This is a genomic window from Facklamia sp. P13069 (assembly GCF_050409405.1).
Lineage (GTDB): Bacteria > Bacillota > Bacilli > Lactobacillales > Aerococcaceae > Facklamia.
In genome coordinates, this window is the sequence record NZ_JBNUPN010000009.1 from 1 (window position 1) to 22,793 (window position 22,793).

Genomic DNA, 22,793 nt, shown 5'->3' on the forward strand with positions numbered 1-22,793 from the left:
TAGTTTTATCCCGCAAATTTTTAAAATTTCAGGACATTTTCATTTACGGTTGACAGTTTTTACAATTTTTAATCTGATTGTTAAATAAGTTTACTAGTATTTTTTGATTTTTTGAGTGAAGTTTATAATATTTAGTACAGTAAATTTTCGTTAATAAAAAGGGCAGAAGCTTAAACTTCTGCCCTTTTTATTAATTTTATAAGATAATTCATAAATAGTAAGTAGTGCGTTACCTACCTAAAAGAGCTACCATAAAGTTTAAAATTGGAATTTTTTGATTAAACGATCAATTACAGGCAATTTTAGGATAATCACTAAAATAATTGTGTTCAATGGAAGAGAAACAGCGTTTTTAGCGATACGAATTGGCATGAATGCTGCCCAAGCTTTACCTTGCATCATTTTAATCCATAGAGATCCAAATCCTAAGTTTACAATAAAGGTTACTAAAACAACTGCTATAAGAATATTTTTCCAATTACGTTCTTTACGCCACAAAAACCAACCATAAATGAAACCAGCTAAACCGGCACTAAAGGTATAACCGAAGAAGAAGCTATAGCCATTTAGAAGAGCAGTGATAATGTCATTAGCTACCGATATAACGATAGCCCACCATGGACCAATTATAGCGCTGGAAATAGCAGTACCGATAAAGCCAACTCCAATTTGGGCAATTTCACCTACTCTAAACGCTGGTATATAAGCTAACATAATACGAAACGCTAATAATAAAGCCATGGTAGTTAATTGTAGGGTGGTTAGTTTTCCTTTATTACCATATGAAATAATACGACGGGAATCAGGTTTTTGCATAAAAATACGCTCCTTTTTTTGACAAGAGAGCGCTACAAATAATATTAATGCAGCGAATGCAAAGATAGTATCGCAAGAATAAATTCTTTTCGTTTGTTGGCCACATCCCATCCAACAACACTTGACGTTCTATCTTTTACTCTGTCTAATGATATACATCAGTGTAACTTACTTTCAAAGAAATTGGAAGGGAAAATCGTTTAGGAGGACTTGTGGTATAATATAAAAAAGGAGGGTTAATATGAAGAGCGTTTTAATCATCGCTAATCCAGGTTCAGGTAAGGGTAAGGCCAAAGCATATGCTGAGCAGTTAGCTGATTTACTAATTAATACATACGATGCTCAAGTCAAACACCGAACAACTGAAAAACCTCAAGATGCCTATGATTGGGCAAAAACTACCCCTGCAGATGAATACGACACTATTATTTGTTTGGGCGGTGACGGCACTATTAAGGAAGTGGTATCCGGTTTAATGGAGAATTCACAACCACCTCATTTTGCTTTTTTACCTTTGGGGACTGTAAATGATTTAGCAAGATCTTTAGGAATCTCTCTAAACCCAGTAAAAGCCATTAATCAATTTAAATCTTTAGAGTTAAAAAAATTGGATATCGGGCAAGTTAACGAGCAGTATTTTGCGAATGTTCTTGCGCTAGGAGCTATTCCTTCAGCAGTATTTGAAACTGAATCTAAAGTAAAAAATAAGATTGGGGTATTAGCTTATTTATTTGATGGCTTTAAAGCGATGTTTGAAGAGGAAGATTTTGATTTAGACATTAGTGTCGATGGAAAGGAATCTCATCACCTTAAAACCAATCTTATATTATTAACACTCACTACTAGTGTGGGAGGAATGGAAAATCTTCTTTCACAAGACCAGCTATTTGATGGATTGGGTCATCTTTATGCTTTTAAGGGTTCATTGGCTATATCAAGTATAGCTACTTTTATTGAAGAGAAAGGCTTGCCTCGACACGACTTAGATAATGAGTCCATCTTGTCGTTAAAGGGTAAAACATTCGATATTAAACTCGCTTCCTTGAATGAAGAACGTGAACTAAAAGCGAACATTGATGGCGATAAAGGCCCAAGTTTACCATTAAAAATTAAGATTCATAGTCAAGCACTTTCTGTATGGGTTCCAAAGGTAGAGAAAGAGTAACCTTTAGAATAAAAAAGAAAAATGTGGTATAATAACAATTACAGAGGGCAATTTAAGAAAAGAGGGATAACGTGTCGAAAAAAATTTCAGATGGGCAACGAAGTCTAATTGAAAAGGAGTTAAGACGCGGGACAAGCAAGTCACGTATCGCTTCGCTATTAGATGTAGATTATGAAACGGGTCTTGAAATGATTGAATCAGTAAAGTTAGCAATTCGACCAGAAATAGGGGATAAGATTACTTTCAAATTTAGAGAAAGTAGCATGACAGGAATAATTACAAAATTGCTTTCTAATAGTGCTGTTGTAGATATTTATTGGCAAGAATCAGATATGATGATGCAAGATATTATTGAAGAGAAGACCATAGTCAATTTCAAAGATATTATTGATTTTATATCCTTACCACCACAAGAAGAGGATAAGCATGTCATTCTAGATCCACAACCTACCGTGCACCATAAAAACACCAAGGAAAATGATACACAGTCAGAAGAAGAGAAGTAAAATTAGAGCGAGTCTACTATAGACTTGCTCTAATTTATTTAGAAAGTTTTCTTTAAATTTCTATCTATAGACTTAGTTGTTTGATTTCATCGATAGCCTGTTGGAGAATTTCATCCATTCGCTCATTTTGATCGGATTCTTCACTTTTTTCTATATGGTAATAACTTAAAAAGCTATTAAACCATGCAACAGGGTCTGAGATTTTTTCTTTGATAAATGGATAGTATACCATCACCAATAAATTTATTTCTTCTAGTAGACCATCATAAATATGAGGATTATTATTGACCGTATAATCTTCAAGAAGAGCTTTTATTTGTAAATAGGTCGAATCTTCTTTATAAGGGACTAGAGATAGGCTATCGATGATTTTAATTTCTTCAAACCATGTCAGTTTCAGATGGGCCTGGTAATTTCGAACTATATAATGATGCAATATATCACTTTTAACGAATTGACTTATCTCTTTGTCAGCCAATAATGCAGTCAAGATTGGATGTTTAAGGGAGTAATCTAAACTATAGAAATTTTTGATTTCTTTTAAAAGTTCATATAAGGTTAGTTCTTTCAATTGTTTCAACTTTGAATCTAACCCCTTCGTATTTATAAGGAGTTGAAGTTCTTTAGAAAGAGCTTCTTTTTCTTTAATTTTTTCAATTTGTTTAACAATCAAAGAGATATCCCATTTTTTTTGATCAAAATATTCTTTGATTTCATATAGCTGAATCAATAGTTTTTGATGAGAAAAAAGATAAGGTAAAGAATGAACATAAAGCATCGCTAATTCATAGTCAAGGTCTTGTATGGAGTGGTCTGAAAGAAAATTTTGCCATAACTTTTTGACAGCTTGACTTTTATTTTGAATAATATGAATAGAAATTAGTTCTTTAAACACTTTAAGGGAAGGTTCTATCTGATAGCTTTCTTTCAAAAAGTTAGATGCACTTGCATAATCATTTTGTTCAAGCGCATTCATGGCTTTGCGATAGAAATATTCGCTCTTATTTGGCATATGAATAAGATCTGTCAATTGAGGAGACTCCTTTCAAAATAGAGAGGGTGAAAAACCTATGTGGATACAAATTGATGCCGCTTTTGATCCTAAAACTAAAGAAGCGGGCCTAGCTTTTTTGGTATTCAATGGTGAAAAAGTTGTTACTTTTAAATTTTATATTAATGAATGTCTGGATAATCACCAAGCTGAGTTTTTTGCTTTAAGATTAGCTATGCAATGGATCAAGCAAGAAAAATTAAAAACAGATCAACTCATTCAAATTAAAACCGATTCTAAGATTGTTTTCCAATCGATTGAAAAACGTTTTGCCAAAAAAGACTATTTTAGCAAGCTTTTAAAAGATATTCTCTTTGAAATGGACTATTATCCTTTACTTTTTCTAAAATGGATTCCTGAAAAAGAAAATCGAGCAGCTGATCAAGCAGCAAAACAAGCCTTACGTAAACAAGGGAAAGTAAAGACTTTAGACCCTTATTTATTTGTAGACCAAAATTGATAATAATTTACTTTTAAGGCACCGTTATATAACTTGCGTTTTTTGCTAGCTTTTTCACCATAAAATTTCTCAAATGAGTCATCACTTGAGAGAATATACTTCGACCAAGTGGTCATCAAACGGTAAATAGTACCCATGTCCTGGTATAGTTGGTGTACCTTATCTTCATCTAGCAAGCGGTCCCCATAAGGAGGGTTGGAGATTAAAATGCCATATTCTTCATTCGGACGGTAATCTTTTAACTGCATTTGTTTAAAAGTAATATCTTCTCCCACACCGGCATTTGCTGCATTTTGCTTGGCGATTTCAATCATTCTTCCATCTATATCGCTTCCAAAGATATTGAGTTTTATTTCATGGTTAATTTTTTGACGTGCTTTTGTTTTTTCCTTTGACCATACTTCTGGATTAAAGAACTCCCATTTTTCTGCTGCAAATGACCGATTTAATCCTGGAGCAATATTGCGTCCCATTAAGGCAGCTTCAATTAAAATTGTTCCAGACCCGCAAGTTGGATCATAAAGAGGACGGTCAGGGAACCAAGTAGTCAATTTGACTAAAGCTGCTGCCATATTTTCTTTTAGAGGCGCGCCACCTTTTTCAGTTCGATAACCTCGTTTAAATAGACTGCTTCCACTTGTATCTAAAGTAATTATCGCCACATCTTTTAGTATCGATATTTCAATAGGGTAGTAATCACCTGTTTCGCTCAAAGGCATTTTACGAGCATAGTGATCCATTAGCCGTTTGGCAATGGCTTTTTTGACAATTCTTTGACAGTTAGGGACAGAATAAAGTTTTGATTTCACCGATTTACCTGAAACAGGAAATTCTCCATCCATGGGCAAGAGGTCTTCCCAGGCAATCGCATAGGTTTGGTCAAACAATTCTTCAAAAGAGGTTGCTTTAAATTCGCCAACCACTACTTTAATTCGATCAGCTGTTCTCAACCATAGGTTTGTTTTAGCAATATCTTCTGCAGTTCCTTTAAAGCGCACGCGACCATTCTCTGTTTGTGTTTCATAGCCTAAATCCTTGAGTTCTTGATTAGCTATTCCCTCGATACCTGCCGCTGCTGTAGCAATTAAGTGATATGTTTTCATGGATAATCCTTCCTTTTAAAAAAACACGATTCAACAAGCTTTTAGGCTCAGAATCGTGTTGTTGACTATATGCATCTATAAATACCTATATTAGTAAATTTCGATAAGCCATGTTCTGTCAATATTTATTCCATAGGCAAGAATAAATAAAGGGTAATCATCTATCTACAAGATAACTTGTCTCTCTTTCAGTTAAGCAATGCTTACGCATTTTCCCATACAGAGAGTGCCCCTACCAAATTTGGGTTGCTCGCTCGAGGGGTTTACCGCGTTTCAGCTTTTTGTTTCCAAAAAGATCGTCTCTGTGGCACTTTATGAATTACTTATTCTTAGCTAAGCCTTAGAATATTCACTCGCCGTTCACCTTAAGGCTACCTTAGCTTATTGTTTCGCTAAGCACGAACACTACAAGCGTTTCAGCTTGTGCGAGCATGGACTTTCCTCAGCCAAATGAATTGACCGCGATTACCTGAAATTTACTATGATCATTAATTTTGACTATACTCTGTGTTTGAAATTTTGGCTCCGAAAACATGTTTTTCTAAGTTAGATAAACGTTTAAGGATATCAAAGTTGGTTACGCCAGAACCTGGAGTTGTTGAAACGTTTTTCTTAGCTAATGATAACTGCTTAGTTAATTCATCTATTTTAGCAATGAGTCGCTCATTTTCATTCTTTAAGAACACTACATCTTTTTGATAAGAATCATAGTCACGAATAATACTATCGAGATACTCATCGACTTCAGCAGCATTATAGCCACGCATGGAACGAGAAAATTCTTTTTGTAAGATATCTTTTGCTGTTAAGTTTTTTTCTGCCATGAAGTTCACCTCGTTTATTAGCTTTTATATTAATAGAATATCAACTACTATTTTATCCTTTTCTTTTGAAAATTTCAAAAAAAGTTACAAATATTCTAAAGTCTATTATTTATTATTACATGCCCTTATTAAAATAGCTAGACTTAATCTTGAAAAAATAACTTCTTTTGATTGAAAAAAGATAAACTGTCCTCCATAATGTGAATAAGCTCAGCTTTAAATTTTTTAGATGCATTGACTGGGGGGGTTTAATGACTCATTGGACAAAAGTGACTATCTATCTTGAAACTAAGAAGCCTGATGAAGTGGAATATGTTTCTCATCTCTTATTTGAGTGGGGGGCGAAAGGGACGCAGCTTATAAATGTCGATGGATATATGGAAAATAAAGAAAATTTATTTGGAGAAATTCCTTTAGCTCCATCCCTTAAAGAACAAGATAAACGGGGGCTTGTCTTAGGTTTTTTTGAACAAGATATAGAAAAAGACTTGTTCGATAGTTATTTAGAAGATAACCTTTATTTCGATTATAGTTGGGAAAAAGAGCCGATTGAAATGGAAAATTGGCAAAAAAATTGGATGAAAAACTACCGAATTCAAGAAATTTCACGATTTATAAAAGTTGTTCCGGTATGGGATGCTTATTCTCCAAAATATAAGGATGAGAAAGTTATTTATTTAGACCCAGGAGTTGCCTTTGGAACAGGTGATCACCCGACAACCCGACTCGGCGCGCAAGCTTTAGAAATGGTTATGCGAGGTGACGAGAAAGTTTATGATGTTGGAACGGGATCTGGTATCCTTGCATTGATAGCTTTTGCTCTCAGCGCACAAAAAGTGGTGGGATACGATCTTGATCCTCAAGCAATCGCAGCTGCTAAACAAAATCTTACTTATCAAAAATGGCAAAATATGGGCTATTCTGATGATTTTCAACCACCTATATCATTTCATGTCAATGATTTATTAAGAGGTGTTGAAGAAAAAGTAAATATCATCATGGCAAACATCCTACCTCATATATTACTCAAGCTCTATCAGGATGCCTATCAGCTTTTAGAAAAGGGTGGCTATCTCATTCTTGGAGGCATACTGACTGAGAAGGCAGAACAAGTAATCGATTCTTTATCAACAGATCAGTGGGAAATAATCCAAATTAATTATTATAAAGGATGGGCTGGTATCACGGCTCAGAAGAAAGAGTGAGTTATGCATCAATATTTTATCGATGATTCGAATCAAATAGTAGAAATTGGCAAGAAAGTTGTTTTGAATCCATCAGACAGTCATCATTTGGTCAATGTTTTAAGGGCTAAGCAAGGGAAGGAGTTAATAGTTGTATACGATCAAAAGAAGTATCTAGCTTCTTATCTCAAAAAAAAGAATGATTATGCTCTATTAGAAATCATGTCACCCTTAAGTGAGACTCTCAGTCAAACGGAGTTACCGGTCGAGGTAGTTGTAGCTTGTGGTTTATCCAAAAATGACAAAATGGATTCAATTGTTCAAAAAGCTACAGAATGCGGCATGAGCAGCTTTCAACCATTAGCTTTAAAACGTGATGTAGTCAAATGGGACCGGAAAAAAGCTGGTAAAAAAGTTGAAAGACTACAAAAAATTGCTGATAGTGCTGCAGAACAGTCAAAACGTTTAAAAAAGGTTGAAGTTAAGCAGCTTTTAAATTTAAAAGACTTTGTTAATCAGTATCGTACTCATGACATTAAACTAGTGGCATTCGAAGAAAGTGCTAAAGAAGGTCAACACCATCTGTTAGCCAAAATATTAAAAAATATCGAAAAGAATAAAAAGATAGTTATGGTATTTGGATCGGAAGGTGGATTAGAACAACAAGAGGTATCTTTCTTAGTAGAAAATGGCTTTGAGATTTGTAGCTTAGGTCCAAGAATCTTACGGGCAGAGACGGCACCTATTTATCTTTTAAGTGTCCTATCATATGTCACTGAAATTGAAAGGGAGTTTTAAAATGGAATTAAATAAATATATCGATCATACTTTATTAAATGCAAATGCAACCAAAGACCAAATTAAGCAAATTTGTCAAGAAGCCTTGGAATATCAATTCATGTCAGTTTGTATTAATCCAGTATGGGTTACTTATGCGAGTGATTTGTTGAAGGATTCAGACATCAAAGTCTGTACAGTGATTGGTTTCCCTTTAGGAGCGAATACTTCATCTACTAAAGCTTTTGAAGCAAAAGAAGCAGTGAAAAATGGGGCTAGTGAAATTGATATGGTAATCAATATCGGAGCGGCTAAAGCTGCTGATTGGGAAACAGTAGAAGAGGATATCCGTCAAGTCGTTCAAGCTGTTCCAGAAGAAATTATTGTGAAAGTTATCATCGAAACTAGTTTACTTGAAAAAGAAGAAAAAGTGAAAGCTTGCCTTGCAGCCAAAGCAGCCAAAGCAGATTTTGTTAAAACTTCCACTGGCTTTTCAACAGCAGGAGCTGTGAAAGAAGATATTGCTCTAATGCGTTCGACTGTTGGTGAAACAATGGGAGTCAAAGCTTCTGGAGGCGTTGGCGATAAAGAAACTGCATTAATAATGATTGAAGCAGGCGCAAACCGTATTGGTGCTTCTAAAGGGATTAAAATTGTTTCTGAATAAAATTTTAAAACAACTGTGTCTTTCGACCAGTTGTTTTTTAGCATAAGCTAAGATTGATAGTATTAAAGAGGCTAATATTGTTTTATAGTGAGTATTTAAGTTATAATAGTAGAAAAATTATCTAGAAAGAGTGGTGATAATATGGGTAGAAATGATGTCTATACTGGTGAAGAAGTTATAGCAATTTGTCGATCTTATATGAATGACAGTAAGGTAGCTTTTGTAAAAAAGGCATTAGCAGTAGCAACCAAGGCCCATGAAGGGCAAGAACGTCTCTCAGGAGAACCCTATATTAATCATCCAATTCAAGTAGCAGGTATTTTAGCGAATATTAAATTAGACCCTGATACAGTAGCTACTGGCTTTTTACATGATGTAGTGGAAGATACGGACTACACTTTGGAAAAAATCCAGGAAGAATTTTCAGAATCCGTCGCCTTCTTAGTAGATGGCGTTACTAAACTCGGTAAGATTAAATTTCAAAGTAAAGAAGAACAATTAGCAGAAAATCATCGTAAAATGTTGATTGCCATGGCTAAAGATATTCGTGTGGTAATGGTTAAATTAGCTGACCGTTTACATAATATGCGCACTTTGAAATTTCAAAAACCCCACAAACAAATTGAAAAGTCTCAAGAAGCATTAGATATTTATGCACCCTTGGCTGAACGAATTGGTATGAGTGTCATTAAATGGGAATTAGAAGATATTTCTTTAAGATATATTAATCCTCAAGCCTATTATGATATTGTCCATCAAATGGACCAAAAAAGAGATGAGCGCGAAGAATATATTCAAGTTGTCATTGATCAGATAAAAGATGCGATTGACGAACTGTCCATGGACTCTACTGTTTATGGAAGACCGAAACATATTTATTCCATTTACCGTAAAATGGTCGATCAGAAAAAAGAGTTTGATGATATCTATGATTTATTAGCGGTTCGCGTTTTAGTCGATTCGATTAAGGATTGCTACGGAGTCTTAGGCATTATTCATACAAAATGGAAGCCGATGCCAGGACGCTTTAAAGATTATATTGCTATGCCTAAAGCTAATATGTACCAATCAATTCATACGACTGTTATTGGACCTCAAGGCAAACCTGTTGAAGTTCAAATAAGAACGCACCTTATGCATGAAGTGGCAGAGTACGGACTAGCAGCTCATTGGGCCTACAAAGAAGGGAAAACAGTCGATGAGCAACCACGAGATAACATTCAACAACAGTTAAAATGGTTTCATGATATTGTTGAGTATGAAGATGATGCAGGGAATGCTAGTGAATTCATGGAATTTATTAAAGAAGATGTTTTTAAAGATCAAGTTTATATCTTTACTCCTAAAGGCGACGTCTTTGAATTACCATTAGGCTCAGGTCCAGTCGATTTCGCTTTCCATATCCATACTGAAATAGGAAATAAGACGGTTGGAGCAAAAGTTAATGGTAATATCGTTCCTCTTAATTATCGCTTGAAAAATGGAGATATTGTTGAAATATTAACCAATCCGAGTTCTGTTGGCCCTAGCCGTGATTGGCTCAAGTTTGTTAAAACTTCTAAAGCACGTAATCGGATCAAACGTTATTTTAAAATGCAAGAGCGTGAGAAAAATAGCGAAATTGGACAGGAAATACTTGAAAAAGCCCTGAAAGAAAACGAAACATCTTTAAAAATAGAACTTAAAAAGAACAAAGAAAAAGACTTACTTGAGAGATTTAACTTCAATGAGATGGAAGATCTTTATGCTTCTATCGGCTTAGGAGAAATCTCACCGACTTCTATTATGCATTTTTGGAATATTAAGAAAGTCGACAAAAATGTAAAGCTATCTAATGTCATTTCTAAAGATAGGGAGACCGACTCTAACAAAGAAAAAGTAGGAAATGAAAAAGGATTAGTGGTTGACGGCGTTGATAACTTAATGATGCGACTTAGTCGTTGTTGCAACCCGGTTCCCGGTGATGAGATAGTTGGTTATATAACAAGAGGCAGAGGCATTTCTGTTCACCGCAAAGATTGTTCCAACTTAAAAAGTGAAATTGAATTGGATGATCGAACGATTGCAGTGCATTGGTCCGAAGAAAAGCAAGAAGAACATGAGTATGAAACAGAAATACAAGTCATTGGTTTTGACCGGTCGGGTATGATTAACGACGTTTTAAACGTTGTCAACCATACGGTCAAAAACCTCAAAGCAGTCAATGGGCGCATTGATGATCAAAGTCAAGCCATCATCAAACTTAAGGTTTTAGTTGCTGATACACAACAATTACATGAATTAATTGTTAAATTAAAGAACATCCCAGATGTTTACGAAGTTAAACGTCAAGGCAATTAGGAGGTCAAATGAAAGTAGTTATTCAAAGAGTGAACCATGCCAGTGTAACAGTTAATGAAGAAGTAGTAGGAGCCATTAAAGAAGGACTTCTACTTTTAGTCGGATTTGGACCTGAAGATACGGTTAAAGACTGTGAGTATTGTGCTAGAAAAATTGTAACTATGCGGATTTTTGACGATGAAAAAGGAAAAATGAATTTATCGTTGAAAGATACTGGCGGCAGTATTCTCTCAGTCAGTCAATTTACCCTGTACGCTTCTTGTAAGAAAGGGAATCGCCCTAGCTTTACCAATGCTGCAAAACCAGACCAGGCTGAAGAATTATACCATTATTTCAACCAAGAGCTTGACAAAAAAGGTTTTAAAGCTAAAACAGGTATTTTTGGAGCTGACATGAAAGTTGAATTTGAAAACAATGGACCTGTTACAATAATTTTGGACTCCAATGAGTAAACAATACCCCTGATAGAGACCTTATCTATCAGGGGTATTTATTTCTAATTGATTTCCAACTTGATTAAAATAAGTTGAGAGTCCTTCAGTAATAGCATCAGCTAATTTTTGATGGTAGTCATCCGTTAACATTAACTCCAAGTCTTCGCTGTTTGTAATATAACCGAGTTCGAGCAAGAGGGAGGGGACGGTATTTTCGCGTAAAACATGAAAGTTTCCATACTCCACACCCAAATTAGGTCGACCAGATGTTATCAACCCAGAATGTAAGGTCTTCGCAAATTCTTCGTCATTTAAATGATAGAAATATGTACGAACACCTTTGACCTGAGTGTCATAGGAGGAATCGAAATGTAACGAAAGAAATAAGTCTGGCTGTTTTTGGTTACTGATTTTAACCCTTTCAGCGAGGTCTAAAAATTGGTCGCTTTCATTAGTTAAGATAACTTTAGCCCCGAAAGCTTCAAGTGTTTTCTTTAATACTTTAGCAATCTTATAGGTAAAGCTTTTTTCAGCATACTTTTGATCTTTACTCAATGTACCTGGGTCTTCTCCACCATGGCCAGGGTCTAGCATGATGGTCGCTTGTTGGAGTTCAGATTTAATAGGTAGAAAGCGATGGTCAATTGAATAGTAAGGCTCAGATAGAGAGAAGGAATCAATATATCCTTTAACTCCTTGACTGTCTTCTACGTAGTAAAATGATTCCTGAGGACTATATTCAACATAATCAAGCCTTGTAAATTCTTGTAGGTAATCCGTTTGATAAATCATATTAGAAAAAAAGTCTGCTTCTTCTAATAAGTATTCTTCTTTTTTGCGCATGATAAGCTTGTTTTTCAAGCTTTCTTTTTCTTTTTCTTTTTTATTAATACTGCTATCTAAAGCATTCTTTTCGGCAATTAAACGCTCCGCGTCTTGTCGATTCAATAATTCTATCTCGTTTATGTTTACAAAGGCTGGTTTACCTTGATAATTAACTTGAGCCCAATTTTTTTCTATATAATTAATAGGGATGAGGCTTTCCTTAGGAATATTTGAGAGAATAGGACTTTTAGAATCAGCTTTTTGATAAAGAGCCGTTGATTTTTCAAAAGAGGCTGCTAAATCTTGGTCACTTTTAAGTTCCTTGTTTTCGATTAGCCACTTGGGTAACCAACCTTCAACTTTCCCTTGATAGCGCACTTTAAGCCAACCGGTTTGTTCTTGAATAATTTCAATAGGAAAGTCAGGATCAATTTCGGTTAAAACCTCGGAATTAGTAGTTGGAAAAGAGTGCAGAACGATTCCTTGACGATCAATTGGTAAAGCTTTTAAATTGCTAAGATTAACAATTCCCCATACTGTTATGACGCTAATTATAAGTGTTAATAAGAAAGGAGTAAGTCGCTTTTTAGTTAAGTGTTTCAAATTTTTGGTCCAAACGATAGCCATCCTATATTCCTCCACTATTCCTCTATTAATTGCATTATAGTTGATTAATTGAATTAAAGGTCAACTCTAGATGGACTGTTACACAATAGTAACTAGATTGTTAATCATTTGCTATAAAGTAAACTAAAGAAGAATTTTAATTCAACTTGACAAATCAATCATCATTGAGTAATCTGAACATAATTAATCAATTCGGTGAAATAGACAAGTAGCTCTGTAATATACAGTGAGCAACGTTGAGTGAAAAGTTGCATTTGAGAGTGAAGACACTATGGAGAAGAATAATCAAAAGTTATTCCGTCAATCACGTTACGATTAAGAGGTAATGGATAAATTCATTACAAATATAGGTGGTACCACGTTAATGCGTCCTAAGTGAAAACTTAGGGCGCTTTTATATTAGGAGGGGTAGAATGATTCAAAAGATGAAAGGCACCGTTGATATCTTGCCAGAGGATAGTTATCGTTGGCAATATGTCGAAGATGTAGCAAGAGATTTATTTGATCAATATATGTATCGTGAAATACGGACACCGCTTTTTGAGTCCTATGATTTATTTTCACGTTCAGTTGGTAATACTTCAGATATTGTCTCTAAAGAAATGTATGACTTCTATGATAAAGGAGAACGACATATTAGTTTACGCCCCGAAGGGACTGCGGGTGTTGTGAGAGCATACGTTGAGAATAAATTGTTTGGTCCAGAACATGCACAGCCTTTTAAGGTTTATTATTTAGGTCCTTACTTTCGTTACGAAAGACCCCAAGCAGGACGTCAACGACAGTTCAATCAAATGGGCGTCGAAGTTTTCGGGTCAGAAAATCCAGCAACGGATGTGGAAGTTATCAGTTTAGCTTGGCATTTCTTTCAAGAGTTAGGTTTAAAAAATATTACTTTACAAATTAACTCACTAGGAAAGCCAAACGATCGGCAGGCTTATCGTCAAGCGCTTATTGCTTATTTTGAGCCACATATTCATAATTTAAGTGATGATTCTAAAAAAAGACTGCATGACAATCCACTGCGTGTACTAGATTCAAAAGATGCTAAGGATAAAGCTTATGTAAAAGAGGCTCCAAGTATTTTAGATTATTTATCTAAAGAGAGTAAGGACCATTTTGGACAAGTTCAATCCATGCTCAAGCAACTAGAAATACCTTTTGAAGTCAATGACAAGGTGGTAAGAGGTTTGGATTATTATCAGGATACTATTTTCGAGTTTGTAGTAGATGATAATCGGATTGGTGCTCAATCAACGGTTTGTGGTGGTGGTCGCTATGATGGACTGGTTCAACAAATAGGCGGACCTGAGAAGCCTGGCTTTGGTTTTGGATTAGGGCTTGAACGTCTCATGTTATTAATGGATCAACAAAAGATTGACATTCCACCATATGAGCCTCTAGACTTATATGTCTTATGTCGTGATGAGTCGGTTAATCAATTAGCAACCGAGTTAGTTCAAAAGGCTAGATATGCTGGATTGATTGCAGAAAGAGATTACTTATTTAGAAGCATAAAGTCTCAGTTTAAAACAGCCGGCAAATTAGGGGCCAAATTAACTATTATGTTGGGTGAGCAAGAAGTTGAGTCTGAGATATTAGTCGTTAAAAATCAAGAAAATGGGACTGAGACCGAGATTTCAAAAGGTGACTTATGGTCTGATTTTTATGGCGTTTATCGCCGTTTAACAACGGATACGAGTGTAATTGATAAATATTTTAGGGGTGAATAAAATGACAGAAAGAACTGTATATTGTGGATTAGTAGATGAACAGTACCTTGGTAAAGAGATCACATTAAAAGGATGGGTACAAAAAAGAAGAGATTTAGGGAGTTTAATTTTTGTTGATTTACGTGATCGTGAAGGCTTTTGTCAAGTGGTCTTTAATGCTGAGAGACTTTCAAAAGAAGATTTTGAGCTAGCCAATCGGATTCGTTCAGAATACATTATTGAAGTGACTGGAGAATTGGCATTAAGAGAAAACAATCAAATGAATAAGCAAGTTAAAACAGGACGTTTTGAGCTGTATGCCAATGCTTTAACCATCTATACTAAAGCTAAAACGCCTGCTATATATATTGAAAATGATTTGGATGTGGATGAAGAAGTTCGCTTAAGAAATCGTATGTTAGACTTACGTCGTCCTAAAATGCAAGCAAATATTCGCCTACGTCATAATGTAACGCGAACAATCCGTAATTTCTTAGACCAAAGAGGATTTGTTGATGTTGAGACACCTATGTTAACCAAATCCACTCCGGAAGGTGCTAGAGACTATTTAGTACCTACTCGCCGTGAAGGGGGATCTTTTTTTGCATTACCTCAATCACCCCAACTATTTAAGCAGCTGCTGATGGGTGCAGGCATGGATCGCTATTATCAAATAGTTAAATGCTTCCGAGACGAAGATTTACGTGGTGACCGTCAACCAGAATTTACCCAAGTCGATATTGAAACCAGCTTTTTAGGTCAAGAAGATATTCAATCATATATAGAAGAGATGCTAAAAGAAGTTGTCAAAGAAACAAGAGGAGTAGAAATTAAGCAAGCATTCCCAACCATGACTTATGCTCAAGCAATGGAAGAATACGGGTCAGATAAACCAGATATTCGCTTTGACATGAAATTAAAAGACCTCTCTCAATGGGCTGAACATAGTGAATTTGGCGTCTTTAAAAATGCTGTAAAAGATGGAGGGCAAGTCAAAGCCATAAACCTTAAAGGCTTAGCTGATGAATACACACGCAAGACAGCAGATGCCTTATCAGAAGTTGTTAAACCCTATGGAGCTAAAGGCTTAGCGTGGATTAAAGTATTAGAGGAAGGCTTTAATGGACCAATCGCTAAATTCTTTACTGAAGAAGACCAAGACCAGATTAAAGAGACGTTGGAAGCTAAAGAGGGAGACATCCTCTTCTTTGTGGCTGATCAAGCCAGTGTCATTGCTGATTCCTTAGGCGCTTTACGTAATCATTTAGCCAAGAAACACACCTTATACGATGTTGAAGAGTTAGCTTTTTTGTGGGTTACCGATTGGCCATTATTTGAATATGATGAAGATAATCAAAGATATGTTGCTATGCATCATCCGTTTACTGCTCCGCAAAACGACGATGTCCAAGCATTAAAAGACAATCCAGCGGATGCTAAAGCTAAAGCCTACGACATTGTTCTTAATGGTTATGAAGTGGGAGGTGGATCTCTAAGAATTTATCAACGTGAGATGCAAGATCAAATGTTTGAATTATTAGGATTTACTGCTGAAGAAGCTAAAAGTCAATTTGGTTTCTTATTAGAAGCAATGGATTACGGCTTCCCTCCTCATGGTGGTATCGCTTTAGGCTTAGATCGATTAGTGATGATACTTGCTCAAGAGCCTAATATTCGTGAAGTCATTGCCTTTCCAAAGAATGGTCGTGGTCACGACTTATTAACAGATGCACCAAGTCATGTTTCGACCGATCAATTGGATGAGTTATATTTACAATTAAAAGCTAAAAAATAATTCCCATTAAAATTTGAAGTAGTTATTAATACCACTATCTTTCTGACGAAAGATAGTGGTATTCTAAAATTTAAGGGATAAATGTGATGAATATCTCATTTAGAATGTTATCAATTCAATTTATCGAAGTGACCGATTTAACGGAAACGTTTTCTATCGTATGTTAGACTAGAGTTAACAAATAATTAAGGAGGAAATAAAATGTCCCACAGTATTAATGTTAATTCTGAAATTGGTCGCTTGAAGAAAGTAATGCTTCACCGTCCGGGTAAAGAATTAGAAAATTTGATGCCAGATTACCTTGAACGCTTATTGTTTGATGATATTCCTTATCTTGAAGCAGCGCAAAAAGAACATGATGAATTTGCTAAGTTATTAGAAAGCCTGGGTGTTGAAGTACTTTATTTGGAAAAATTAGTGGCTGAAGCAATTGATGCAGAAGGATTGAAAGAACAATTTGTTGATGAGTGGATGGCTGAAACAGGGTTAGAGCCAGGCCAAAATTATGACCAAGTTAAACAGTATTTAATGGATATGGAAGATACCTATGAAATGGTATTAAAAACGATGGAAGGATTCAAGAAGAGTGAGATTAAGCATGAATCAAATGGTTTTGATGAATTGCTGTCAAACTATCCTTTTTTAGTGGACCCAATGCCAAACTTATACTTCACTCGAGATCCCTTTGCAACGATGGGTAACGGTGTTTCTCTTAACCACATGTACTCAGATACACGTAACCGTGAAACATTATATGGAAAATATATCTTTAACTATCACCCAGAATATAAAGGAACTACCCTTTATTATGAACGTGATGAAGATACACGTATCGAAGGTGGAGATGAGTTAGTTTTATCTAAAAACACTCTAGCAGTTGGGATTTCTCAACGTACTGATAAATATTCAATCGAGAAATTAGCTCGCAACTTATTTAAAGAGACTGAATTCAAAGAAGTATTAGCATTCTTAATCGATAACAACCGTAAATTCATGCATTTAGATACTGTATTTACTATGATCGATTATGATAAATTCACTATCCACCCTGAAATTGAAGGCGAATTAAAAGTCTTCTCAGTAACTCCTGGTGAAAATGGTGAAATCAAGGTGACTGAAAAAGAAGGGCTGTTAGAAGACATCTTAGCAGAAGCTTTAGGTTTAGAAAAAGTTACCTTAATCCGTTGTGGTGGTGATGACATCGTAGCTGGAGCACGTGAACAATGGAACGATGGTGCCAACACCTTAACGGTAGCACCAGGTGAAGTAATTGTTTACAACCGTAATACTGTAACCAACAAATTATTGATTGAAAATGGTATTAAGATTCACCAAATCGAAGGTAGTGAATTAGTACGTGGTCGTGGTGGTCCTCGTTGCATGTCAATGCCATTTGTTCGCGAAGATATTTAATTTTTTTGATAAACACACAGATATAGGAGGGAATTTATGTTCCAAGGAAGAAACTTTTTAAAAGAAATCGACTTTACTGCCGACGAATTAAACTACTTAATTGATTTCTCAATTCACTTAAAAGACTTGAAAAAACGTGGGATTCCACACGAGTATTTAAAAGGACAAAACATTTGTCTATTATTTGAAAAAACATCTACTCGTACAAGAGCAGCCTTTACAGTAGCTGCTAATGACTTAGGTGCGGCTCCAGAATTCTTAGGTGCTAATGACATTCAATTAGGTAAAAAAGAATCTGTAGAAGATACAGCACGCGTTTTAGGTAGCATGTTCGACGGTATTGAATTCCGTGGTTTCAGTCAAGAGATGGTCGAAGACTTAGGTAAATACGCTGGAGTTCCTGTGTGGAACGGTTTAACTGATGAATGGCATCCAACTCAAATGATTGCTGATTATATGACCTTAAAAGAAAATTTTGGAGAGCTAAAGGGCAAAAAGTTAGTATATTGTGGTGACGGTCGTAATAATGTGGCTAATTCATTATTCATCACTGGGGCTATTATCGGTGTTAATGTGACCATCGCTTCACCAGAAGAATTATTCCCAGATGAAGAATTGGTAGCAAAAGCTCAAGAGTACGCGAAAGAATCAGGTGCTACTATTGAAATTACATCTGATATTAAAGCCGCTGTTAAAGATGCTGATGCATTATATACAGACGTTTGGGTTTCAATGGGTGAAGAAGACAAGTTCGAAGAACGTGTTAACTTATTAAAACCATACCAAATCAATAAAGAATTGACTGACTTAATTGAGGGAGATTATATTATCCTTCACTGCTTACCAGCTTTCCATGATACAGAAACAAAATATGGTAAAGATGTAGCAGAAAGATTCGGTGTTAAAGAAATGGAAATTACTGACGAAGTATTCCGCAGTAAACAAGCCCGTCAATTTGAACAAGCTGAAAACCGTATGCACTCAATCAAAGCGATTATGGCAGTTACTAACGGGAACTTGTTCATTCCTAAAGCTTAATAACAATAACATTACCCTATAAAAAGTGAAACGGGGCATGAAATCCGATTGTGGCCATGAACCGCAATCGGATTTTGTTTTAAAAAAGGAGGAGGAAGAAAATGGAAAAGATGAAGAAACGAAAGATGTTGAATGCTTTTACGATACTATTTATTATTACGGCGGTTATCGCTGTATTAACGTGGATTATTCCATCAGGCGCCTATGAGGTGGATCCTGAAGGAAATTTTATTGCTGGAACTTATCACACAGTAGAGCGTACACGTCAAGGGTTGTGGGATTTATTTGCTGCACCTATTCGTGGGTTTTTAGGTACTGAAACCACTCCGGGAGCTGTTGAAGTTTCGCTATTTGTTATGATCGTTGGTGGATTCTTGGGAGTTGTTACGGAAACAGGTGCTATTGACGCCGGAATCGCCTCTACTATCAAAAACAATAAGAATAATATGACCGGTTTAATCTGGATCTTAATGGCTATTTTTGGACTAGGTGGCTCTACCTATGGTATGGCTGAGGAAACCATGGCCTTTTATCCATTATTAATTCCCTTAATGGTAGGTGTCGGGTTTGATGCTTTAGTGGCTGTGGCGATAATTTTGATTGGGGCTGGATTAGGAGTATTATCTTCAACCGTTAATCCATTTGCTACCACAATTGCTTCAAATATGGCTGGTATATCAATAATAGATGGAATGGTATTAAGAGTAATTTTCTGGATAGTCACATATATAATTGGAGCTTGGTATGTTACGCGCTACGCTAAAAAGGTAATGGCTGATAAGAATAACTCTCTGATAGCTGATCAAATGGAAGCGGACAAAGAAAAATGGAAAGTGCCCGAAGATATGCCAAAAGTTACTAAAAAACAAAAGGGCGTTCTTTGGTTATTTGCGCTTACATTTGTTATTATGATCTTAGCTTTAATTCCATGGACAGATTTAAATAATAACTTTACTTTCTTTAAAAATGCTCATGAGTTCCTACTAGGCATACCAGTAATTGGAGATTTGATTGGACAATCTTTAGAAGACCTACCTTTTGGTATGTGGTATCTAGTTGAGATTTCAGTTCTCTTTTTCTTAATGTCAGTTATTATCGCAGCATACTATGGAATTAAAGAAGATCGTTTCGTAGAAGTCTTTATCGCGGGAGTAAAAGATTTAATGTCAGTAGCTCTAATTGCTGCAGTCGCTCGTGGTATTCAAGTAGTGATGAATGATGGTCAAATCACCGCTACTGTATTACACTGGGGAGAACAAGGGTTAGCGAATTTACCAAAAGGTGTTTTCACAGTCTTAACTTATATCTTCTATATCCCAATGTCCTTCTTAATTCCATCGACTTCTGGTCTAGCAGCAGCTACTATGGGTATCATGGCGCCATTAGCCCAATTTGCTGATGTATTAGAAAGTATTGTCGTCACTGCCTTCCAATCTGCCAGTGGTATTGTTAACCTAATTACACCAACATCAGGTGTCGTAATGGGTGCTTTAGCAATTGCCAATATCGAACTAACAACTTGGTGGAAATTTATGCGCAATTTGATTATCATAGTCTTTGTAGTGACCATTGTTTTACTACTTATTGGAGCTTACTTAGGAATTTAAAGGAGTGTTTAAATGGATTACCAATTAACTAAAAATCATCAAGAACCAGCTATTGAAACTTTGCGCCAATGGGTTGCTATTCCATCTGTATTAGATGAAAATGATGCGGAAACTCCATTTGGTCAACCCATTCAAGAAATGCTAGAATTTGCTTTAAAAACTTGTCAAGAAATGGGCATGGAAACCTATATTGATCCAGAGGGTTATTATGGTTATGCAGAAATGGGTCAGGGTGAAGAGTTGTTTGGTGTTCTATGTCACTTGGATGTGGTTCCAGCTTTAAACCCAGATGAATGGACAACGCCTCCATTTGAAATGGATATCCGTGAAGGAGCCTTATTTGGTCGTGGAACACAAGATGATAAAGGACCTTCTATTGCTGCCTTGTATGCATTAAAAGCTTTATTAGACCAAGGACATGAATTAAATAAACGTGTTCGCTTTATCTTTGGAACAGACGAAGAGAACTTGTGGCGTGGGTTAAACCGTTACAATGAAAAAGAAGAGCAAGTAACAATGGGTATTGTTCCTGACTCATCTTTCCCTCTAACCTATGCAGAAAAAGGCTTACTACAGTTGCACATCACCGGTCCAGGTTCAGATGCTTTTGAAATGGAAAATAAAGGAGCCCTAAATGTGGTGCCTGATAAAGCTATTTACAAGGGTGATAAAAAAGATGAATTAGTACAAATTCTTGAGGATTTAGGCTACAAATACCAAGTAGACGGTGAAACTTTAACCGTTTTAGGTAAATCCGTTCACTCTAAAGACTCCTTAAAAGGAGACAATGCTTTAACGCATCTAATTGAAGGAATGTCTGAATTATATGACCATCCTGTCTTAAAATTTGTTAAAGATCACTTTGCTAATGATGTTAATGGTAAGAGTATCTTTGGTGAGGTTGAAGACCAAGCATCTGGCAGCCTAACATGTAACATTGCTAACCTAGAGGTTACGGCTGAAGAGTCCAAACTAGGTATTGATATGCGTATTCCAGTAACTGCTGACAAAGATCAATTGGTAGAACAATTAGCTAAAGTAGCAAAAGAGTACAAACTCAAGTATAATGAGTTTGATTATCTAGCTTCGTTATATGTTCCAGTTGACTCTGAGTTAGTAACTACTTTGTTAAAAGTATATCGCGACTTAACTGGCGATATGACTGAACCAATTTCTTCTGGTGGCGCTACCTTTGCTCGCACAATGAAAAATTGTGTGGCATTTGGTGCCCTTCAAGAAGGGGTAGAAGATACAATGCATCAAATAGATGAAAGAATGCCACTCGATAATTTCTATCAAACCATGGAAATCTATGCCCATGCATTGAAGGCTTTAGTTACTAAGGCCTAATGAAAGGATTGAATATATGAAAAAACGTAAAATTGTTGTCGCTTTAGGTGGGAATGCGATTCTATCTTCCGACCCAAGCGCTCAAGCACAAAAAGACGCTTTAAAAGAAACAGCAAAACATTTAGTGAAATTAATTCAAAATGGAGACGAGGTTATTATTACTCACGGTAATGGTCCCCAAGTTGGAAATCTATTGCTACAAAATATTGCAGCTGATTCTGAGAAAAACCCAGCTTTCCCATTAGATTCATTAGTGGCTATGACCGAAGGCTCAATTGGTTATTGGTTACAAAATGCCATGCAAAATGAATTAAATAAATTAGGTATCGATAAGCCAGTAGTTAGTTTGGTCACTCAAGTTATTGTAGATAAAAACGATCCAGCTTTTGATAACTTATCAAAACCAATTGGACCATTCTACAGTGAAGAAGAAGCCAAACAACAAATGGCTGAAACTGATGCTAGCTTTAAAGAAGATGCTGGTCGTGGATGGCGTAAAGTTGTTGCTTCACCTAAGCCAGTTGCTATCAAAGAAGTTGATTCCATCAATACCTTAGTAAATGCTGGTAATGTAGTGGTTGCAACTGGTGGTGGCGGTATCCCAGTACTTGAAGACAATGGCCAATTAGTTGGAGTAGAAGCAGTTATTGACAAAGACTTTGCTTCACAAAAACTAGCTAACGATCTCGGAGCTGACTTGTTTATCGTTCTAACAGGTGTGGATTATGTCTATGTCAACTACAACAAACCAAATCAAAAAAAATTAGAAAAAGTTTCGATCGAAAGCTTGAAAGAATATATTAAAGAAGAGCAGTTTGCACCGGGATCTATGTTACCAAAAGTTGAAGCAGCTATTGCATTCGTTGAAAATACAGATCATGGTAAGGCTGTCATTACTTCATTAGAAAATCTTCAAGCATTAATTGAAAATGAATCAGGAACGATTATTAAAAAATAAGAGCTTGTTATTTTTTTAAAATTAATATACAATGAGACAAAATTAATAATTAAATCTTAAAGAGAGTAGATTATGCAAGACTGAATAGCAAGTTGGGATGATGGGAGCCGATGAGTCTTAATTAATTGAACCGCACTTTAT

Annotated in this window: 20 protein-coding genes, 1 other RNA gene, 1 riboswitch and 1 other annotated feature; of the genes, 15 read left to right on the forward strand and 6 right to left on the reverse strand. The window is 35.8% G+C overall.

Annotated elements, in window-relative coordinates; translation table 11 throughout:
* Window positions 1-258 precede the first annotated feature (258 nt).
* Complete coding sequence (locus tag ACQV2T_RS03780; RefSeq protein WP_428872986.1) at window positions 259-816, reverse strand: folate family ECF transporter S component; 558 nt, start codon at window positions 814-816, stop codon at window positions 259-261.
* Between the two features lie 48 nt (window positions 817-864).
* A riboswitch (THF riboswitch) is annotated at window positions 865-962 on the reverse strand.
* A gap of 95 nt (window positions 963-1,057) precedes the next feature.
* Here ACQV2T_RS03780 and ACQV2T_RS03785 point away from each other — a divergent pair.
* Window positions 1,058-1,981 carry a diacylglycerol/lipid kinase family protein gene (locus ACQV2T_RS03785; RefSeq protein ID WP_428872987.1) on the forward strand — a complete coding sequence of 308 codons (924 nt, stop codon included), beginning with the start codon at window positions 1,058-1,060 and terminating at the stop codon, window positions 1,979-1,981.
* Window positions 1,982-2,052: 71 nt separating this feature from the next.
* A complete protein-coding gene (locus tag ACQV2T_RS03790) occupies window positions 2,053-2,487 on the forward strand; it encodes a DUF2187 family protein (RefSeq protein WP_428872988.1) in 435 nt (144 codons plus the stop codon).
* A gap of 64 nt (window positions 2,488-2,551) precedes the next feature.
* Here the strand turns inward: ACQV2T_RS03790 and ACQV2T_RS03795 are convergent, their stop codons facing one another.
* Complete coding sequence (locus ACQV2T_RS03795; RefSeq protein ID WP_428893245.1) at window positions 2,552-3,517, reverse strand: hypothetical protein; 966 nt, start codon at window positions 3,515-3,517, stop codon at window positions 2,552-2,554.
* Window positions 3,518-3,557: 40 nt separating this feature from the next.
* Here ACQV2T_RS03795 and ACQV2T_RS03800 point away from each other — a divergent pair, with 40 nt between their 5' ends.
* Entirely contained in the window at window positions 3,558-3,998 is a 441-nt protein-coding gene (locus ACQV2T_RS03800; protein WP_428872990.1) for a ribonuclease HI family protein, read from the forward strand.
* Here the strand turns inward: ACQV2T_RS03800 and ACQV2T_RS03805 are convergent.
* The 3 genes from ACQV2T_RS03805 to gpsB all read right to left on the reverse strand — a co-directional run bounded on the left by ACQV2T_RS03805 (window position 3,974) and on the right by gpsB (window position 5,925).
* Window positions 3,974-5,101, reverse strand: coding sequence for a THUMP domain-containing class I SAM-dependent RNA methyltransferase (locus tag ACQV2T_RS03805; RefSeq protein WP_428893246.1), 1,128 nt, complete (start codon window positions 5,099-5,101; stop codon window positions 3,974-3,976). The two genes, ACQV2T_RS03800 and ACQV2T_RS03805, sit on opposite strands and share 25 nt — an antisense overlap.
* A 99-nt stretch (window positions 5,102-5,200) precedes the next feature.
* Window positions 5,201-5,578, reverse strand: an RNA gene (gene rnpB / locus ACQV2T_RS03810) — RNase P RNA component class B.
* Window positions 5,579-5,589: 11 nt separating this feature from the next.
* Complete coding sequence (gene gpsB, locus ACQV2T_RS03815) at window positions 5,590-5,925, reverse strand: cell division regulator GpsB (RefSeq protein WP_428872992.1); 336 nt, start codon at window positions 5,923-5,925, stop codon at window positions 5,590-5,592.
* A gap of 251 nt (window positions 5,926-6,176) precedes the next feature.
* Here gpsB and ACQV2T_RS03820 point away from each other — a divergent pair, with 251 nt between their 5' ends.
* From ACQV2T_RS03820 to dtd, 5 genes are all read left to right on the forward strand, one after another.
* Entirely contained in the window at window positions 6,177-7,130 is a 954-nt protein-coding gene (locus ACQV2T_RS03820; protein ID WP_428872993.1) for a 50S ribosomal protein L11 methyltransferase, read from the forward strand.
* A gap of 3 nt (window positions 7,131-7,133) precedes the next feature.
* A complete protein-coding gene (locus ACQV2T_RS03825) occupies window positions 7,134-7,907 on the forward strand; it encodes an RsmE family RNA methyltransferase (protein WP_428872994.1) in 774 nt (257 codons plus the stop codon).
* Between the two features lies 1 nt (window position 7,908).
* Window positions 7,909-8,553, forward strand: coding sequence for a deoxyribose-phosphate aldolase (deoC, locus tag ACQV2T_RS03830; RefSeq protein ID WP_428884913.1), 645 nt, complete (start codon window positions 7,909-7,911; stop codon window positions 8,551-8,553).
* A gap of 141 nt (window positions 8,554-8,694) precedes the next feature.
* Window positions 8,695-10,893, forward strand: coding sequence for a RelA/SpoT family protein (locus ACQV2T_RS03835; RefSeq protein ID WP_428872997.1), 2,199 nt, complete (start codon window positions 8,695-8,697; stop codon window positions 10,891-10,893).
* 8 nt (window positions 10,894-10,901) lie between these two features.
* Window positions 10,902-11,345, forward strand: a complete 444-nt coding sequence (gene dtd, locus ACQV2T_RS03840; RefSeq protein WP_428876419.1) for a D-aminoacyl-tRNA deacylase — start codon at window positions 10,902-10,904, stop codon at window positions 11,343-11,345.
* A 21-nt stretch (window positions 11,346-11,366) separates the two neighbouring features.
* Here the strand turns inward: dtd and ACQV2T_RS03845 are convergent, their stop codons facing one another.
* Entirely contained in the window at window positions 11,367-12,779 is a 1,413-nt protein-coding gene (locus tag ACQV2T_RS03845) for an N-acetylmuramoyl-L-alanine amidase (protein WP_428884914.1), read from the reverse strand.
* Window positions 12,780-12,965: 186 nt separating this feature from the next.
* Window positions 12,966-13,156: a binding site (T-box leader), on the forward strand.
* 36 nt (window positions 13,157-13,192) lie between these two features.
* On the opposite strand from ACQV2T_RS03845, the gene hisS reads away from it, so the two are divergent.
* From hisS to arcC, 7 genes are all read left to right on the forward strand, one after another.
* Window positions 13,193-14,512 (forward strand): histidine--tRNA ligase, encoded by a 1,320-nt coding sequence (gene hisS / locus ACQV2T_RS03850; RefSeq protein ID WP_428873001.1) that lies wholly within the window; start codon window positions 13,193-13,195, stop codon window positions 14,510-14,512.
* Between the two features lies 1 nt (window position 14,513).
* Window positions 14,514-16,286 (forward strand): aspartate--tRNA ligase, encoded by a 1,773-nt coding sequence (gene aspS / locus ACQV2T_RS03855; protein ID WP_428876420.1) that lies wholly within the window; start codon window positions 14,514-14,516, stop codon window positions 16,284-16,286.
* Between the two features lie 201 nt (window positions 16,287-16,487).
* On the forward strand, window positions 16,488-17,699 hold the full coding sequence (gene arcA, locus ACQV2T_RS03860) for an arginine deiminase (protein ID WP_428874662.1): 1,212 nt from the start codon (window positions 16,488-16,490) through the stop codon (window positions 17,697-17,699).
* A 36-nt stretch (window positions 17,700-17,735) separates the two neighbouring features.
* Window positions 17,736-18,737 carry an ornithine carbamoyltransferase gene (argF, locus tag ACQV2T_RS03865; protein WP_428874663.1) on the forward strand — a complete coding sequence of 334 codons (1,002 nt, stop codon included), beginning with the start codon at window positions 17,736-17,738 and terminating at the stop codon, window positions 18,735-18,737.
* Window positions 18,738-18,838: 101 nt separating this feature from the next.
* The gene (locus tag ACQV2T_RS03870; RefSeq protein ID WP_428893247.1) at window positions 18,839-20,344 is read left to right on the forward strand and encodes a YfcC family protein; all 1,506 of its coding nucleotides are present in this window, start codon (window positions 18,839-18,841) and stop codon (window positions 20,342-20,344) included.
* 12 nt (window positions 20,345-20,356) lie between these two features.
* Window positions 20,357-21,694, forward strand: coding sequence for a M20 family metallopeptidase (locus ACQV2T_RS03875; protein WP_428873833.1), 1,338 nt, complete (start codon window positions 20,357-20,359; stop codon window positions 21,692-21,694).
* A 16-nt stretch (window positions 21,695-21,710) separates the two neighbouring features.
* Complete coding sequence (arcC, locus tag ACQV2T_RS03880) at window positions 21,711-22,652, forward strand: carbamate kinase (protein WP_428873832.1); 942 nt, start codon at window positions 21,711-21,713, stop codon at window positions 22,650-22,652.
* The last annotated feature ends 141 nt before the right edge of the window (window positions 22,653-22,793 follow it).

Coding starts and splice junctions, on each gene's coding strand:
- ACQV2T_RS03780 (WP_428872986.1), bottom strand. CDS start 816: ATGCAAAAACCTGATTCCCGTCGTATTATTTCATATGGTAATAAAGGA.
- ACQV2T_RS03785 (WP_428872987.1), top strand. CDS start 1,058: ATGAAGAGCGTTTTAATCATCGCTAATCCAGGTTCAGGTAAGGGTAAG.
- ACQV2T_RS03800 (WP_428872990.1), top strand. CDS start 3,558: ATGTGGATACAAATTGATGCCGCTTTTGATCCTAAAACTAAAGAAGCG.
- ACQV2T_RS03805 (WP_428893246.1), bottom strand. CDS start 5,101: ATGAAAACATATCACTTAATTGCTACAGCAGCGGCAGGTATCGAGGGA.
- gpsB (WP_428872992.1), bottom strand. CDS start 5,925: ATGGCAGAAAAAAACTTAACAGCAAAAGATATCTTACAAAAAGAATTT.
- ACQV2T_RS03820 (WP_428872993.1), top strand. CDS start 6,177: ATGACTCATTGGACAAAAGTGACTATCTATCTTGAAACTAAGAAGCCT.
- ACQV2T_RS03825 (WP_428872994.1), top strand. CDS start 7,134: ATGCATCAATATTTTATCGATGATTCGAATCAAATAGTAGAAATTGGC.
- deoC (WP_428884913.1), top strand. CDS start 7,909: ATGGAATTAAATAAATATATCGATCATACTTTATTAAATGCAAATGCA.
- ACQV2T_RS03835 (WP_428872997.1), top strand. CDS start 8,695: ATGGGTAGAAATGATGTCTATACTGGTGAAGAAGTTATAGCAATTTGT.
- dtd (WP_428876419.1), top strand. CDS start 10,902: ATGAAAGTAGTTATTCAAAGAGTGAACCATGCCAGTGTAACAGTTAAT.
- ACQV2T_RS03845 (WP_428884914.1), bottom strand. CDS start 12,779: ATGGCTATCGTTTGGACCAAAAATTTGAAACACTTAACTAAAAAGCGA.
- hisS (WP_428873001.1), top strand. CDS start 13,193: ATGATTCAAAAGATGAAAGGCACCGTTGATATCTTGCCAGAGGATAGT.
- aspS (WP_428876420.1), top strand. CDS start 14,514: ATGACAGAAAGAACTGTATATTGTGGATTAGTAGATGAACAGTACCTT.
- arcA (WP_428874662.1), top strand. CDS start 16,488: ATGTCCCACAGTATTAATGTTAATTCTGAAATTGGTCGCTTGAAGAAA.
- argF (WP_428874663.1), top strand. CDS start 17,736: ATGTTCCAAGGAAGAAACTTTTTAAAAGAAATCGACTTTACTGCCGAC.
- ACQV2T_RS03870 (WP_428893247.1), top strand. CDS start 18,839: ATGGAAAAGATGAAGAAACGAAAGATGTTGAATGCTTTTACGATACTA.
- ACQV2T_RS03875 (WP_428873833.1), top strand. CDS start 20,357: ATGGATTACCAATTAACTAAAAATCATCAAGAACCAGCTATTGAAACT.
- arcC (WP_428873832.1), top strand. CDS start 21,711: ATGAAAAAACGTAAAATTGTTGTCGCTTTAGGTGGGAATGCGATTCTA.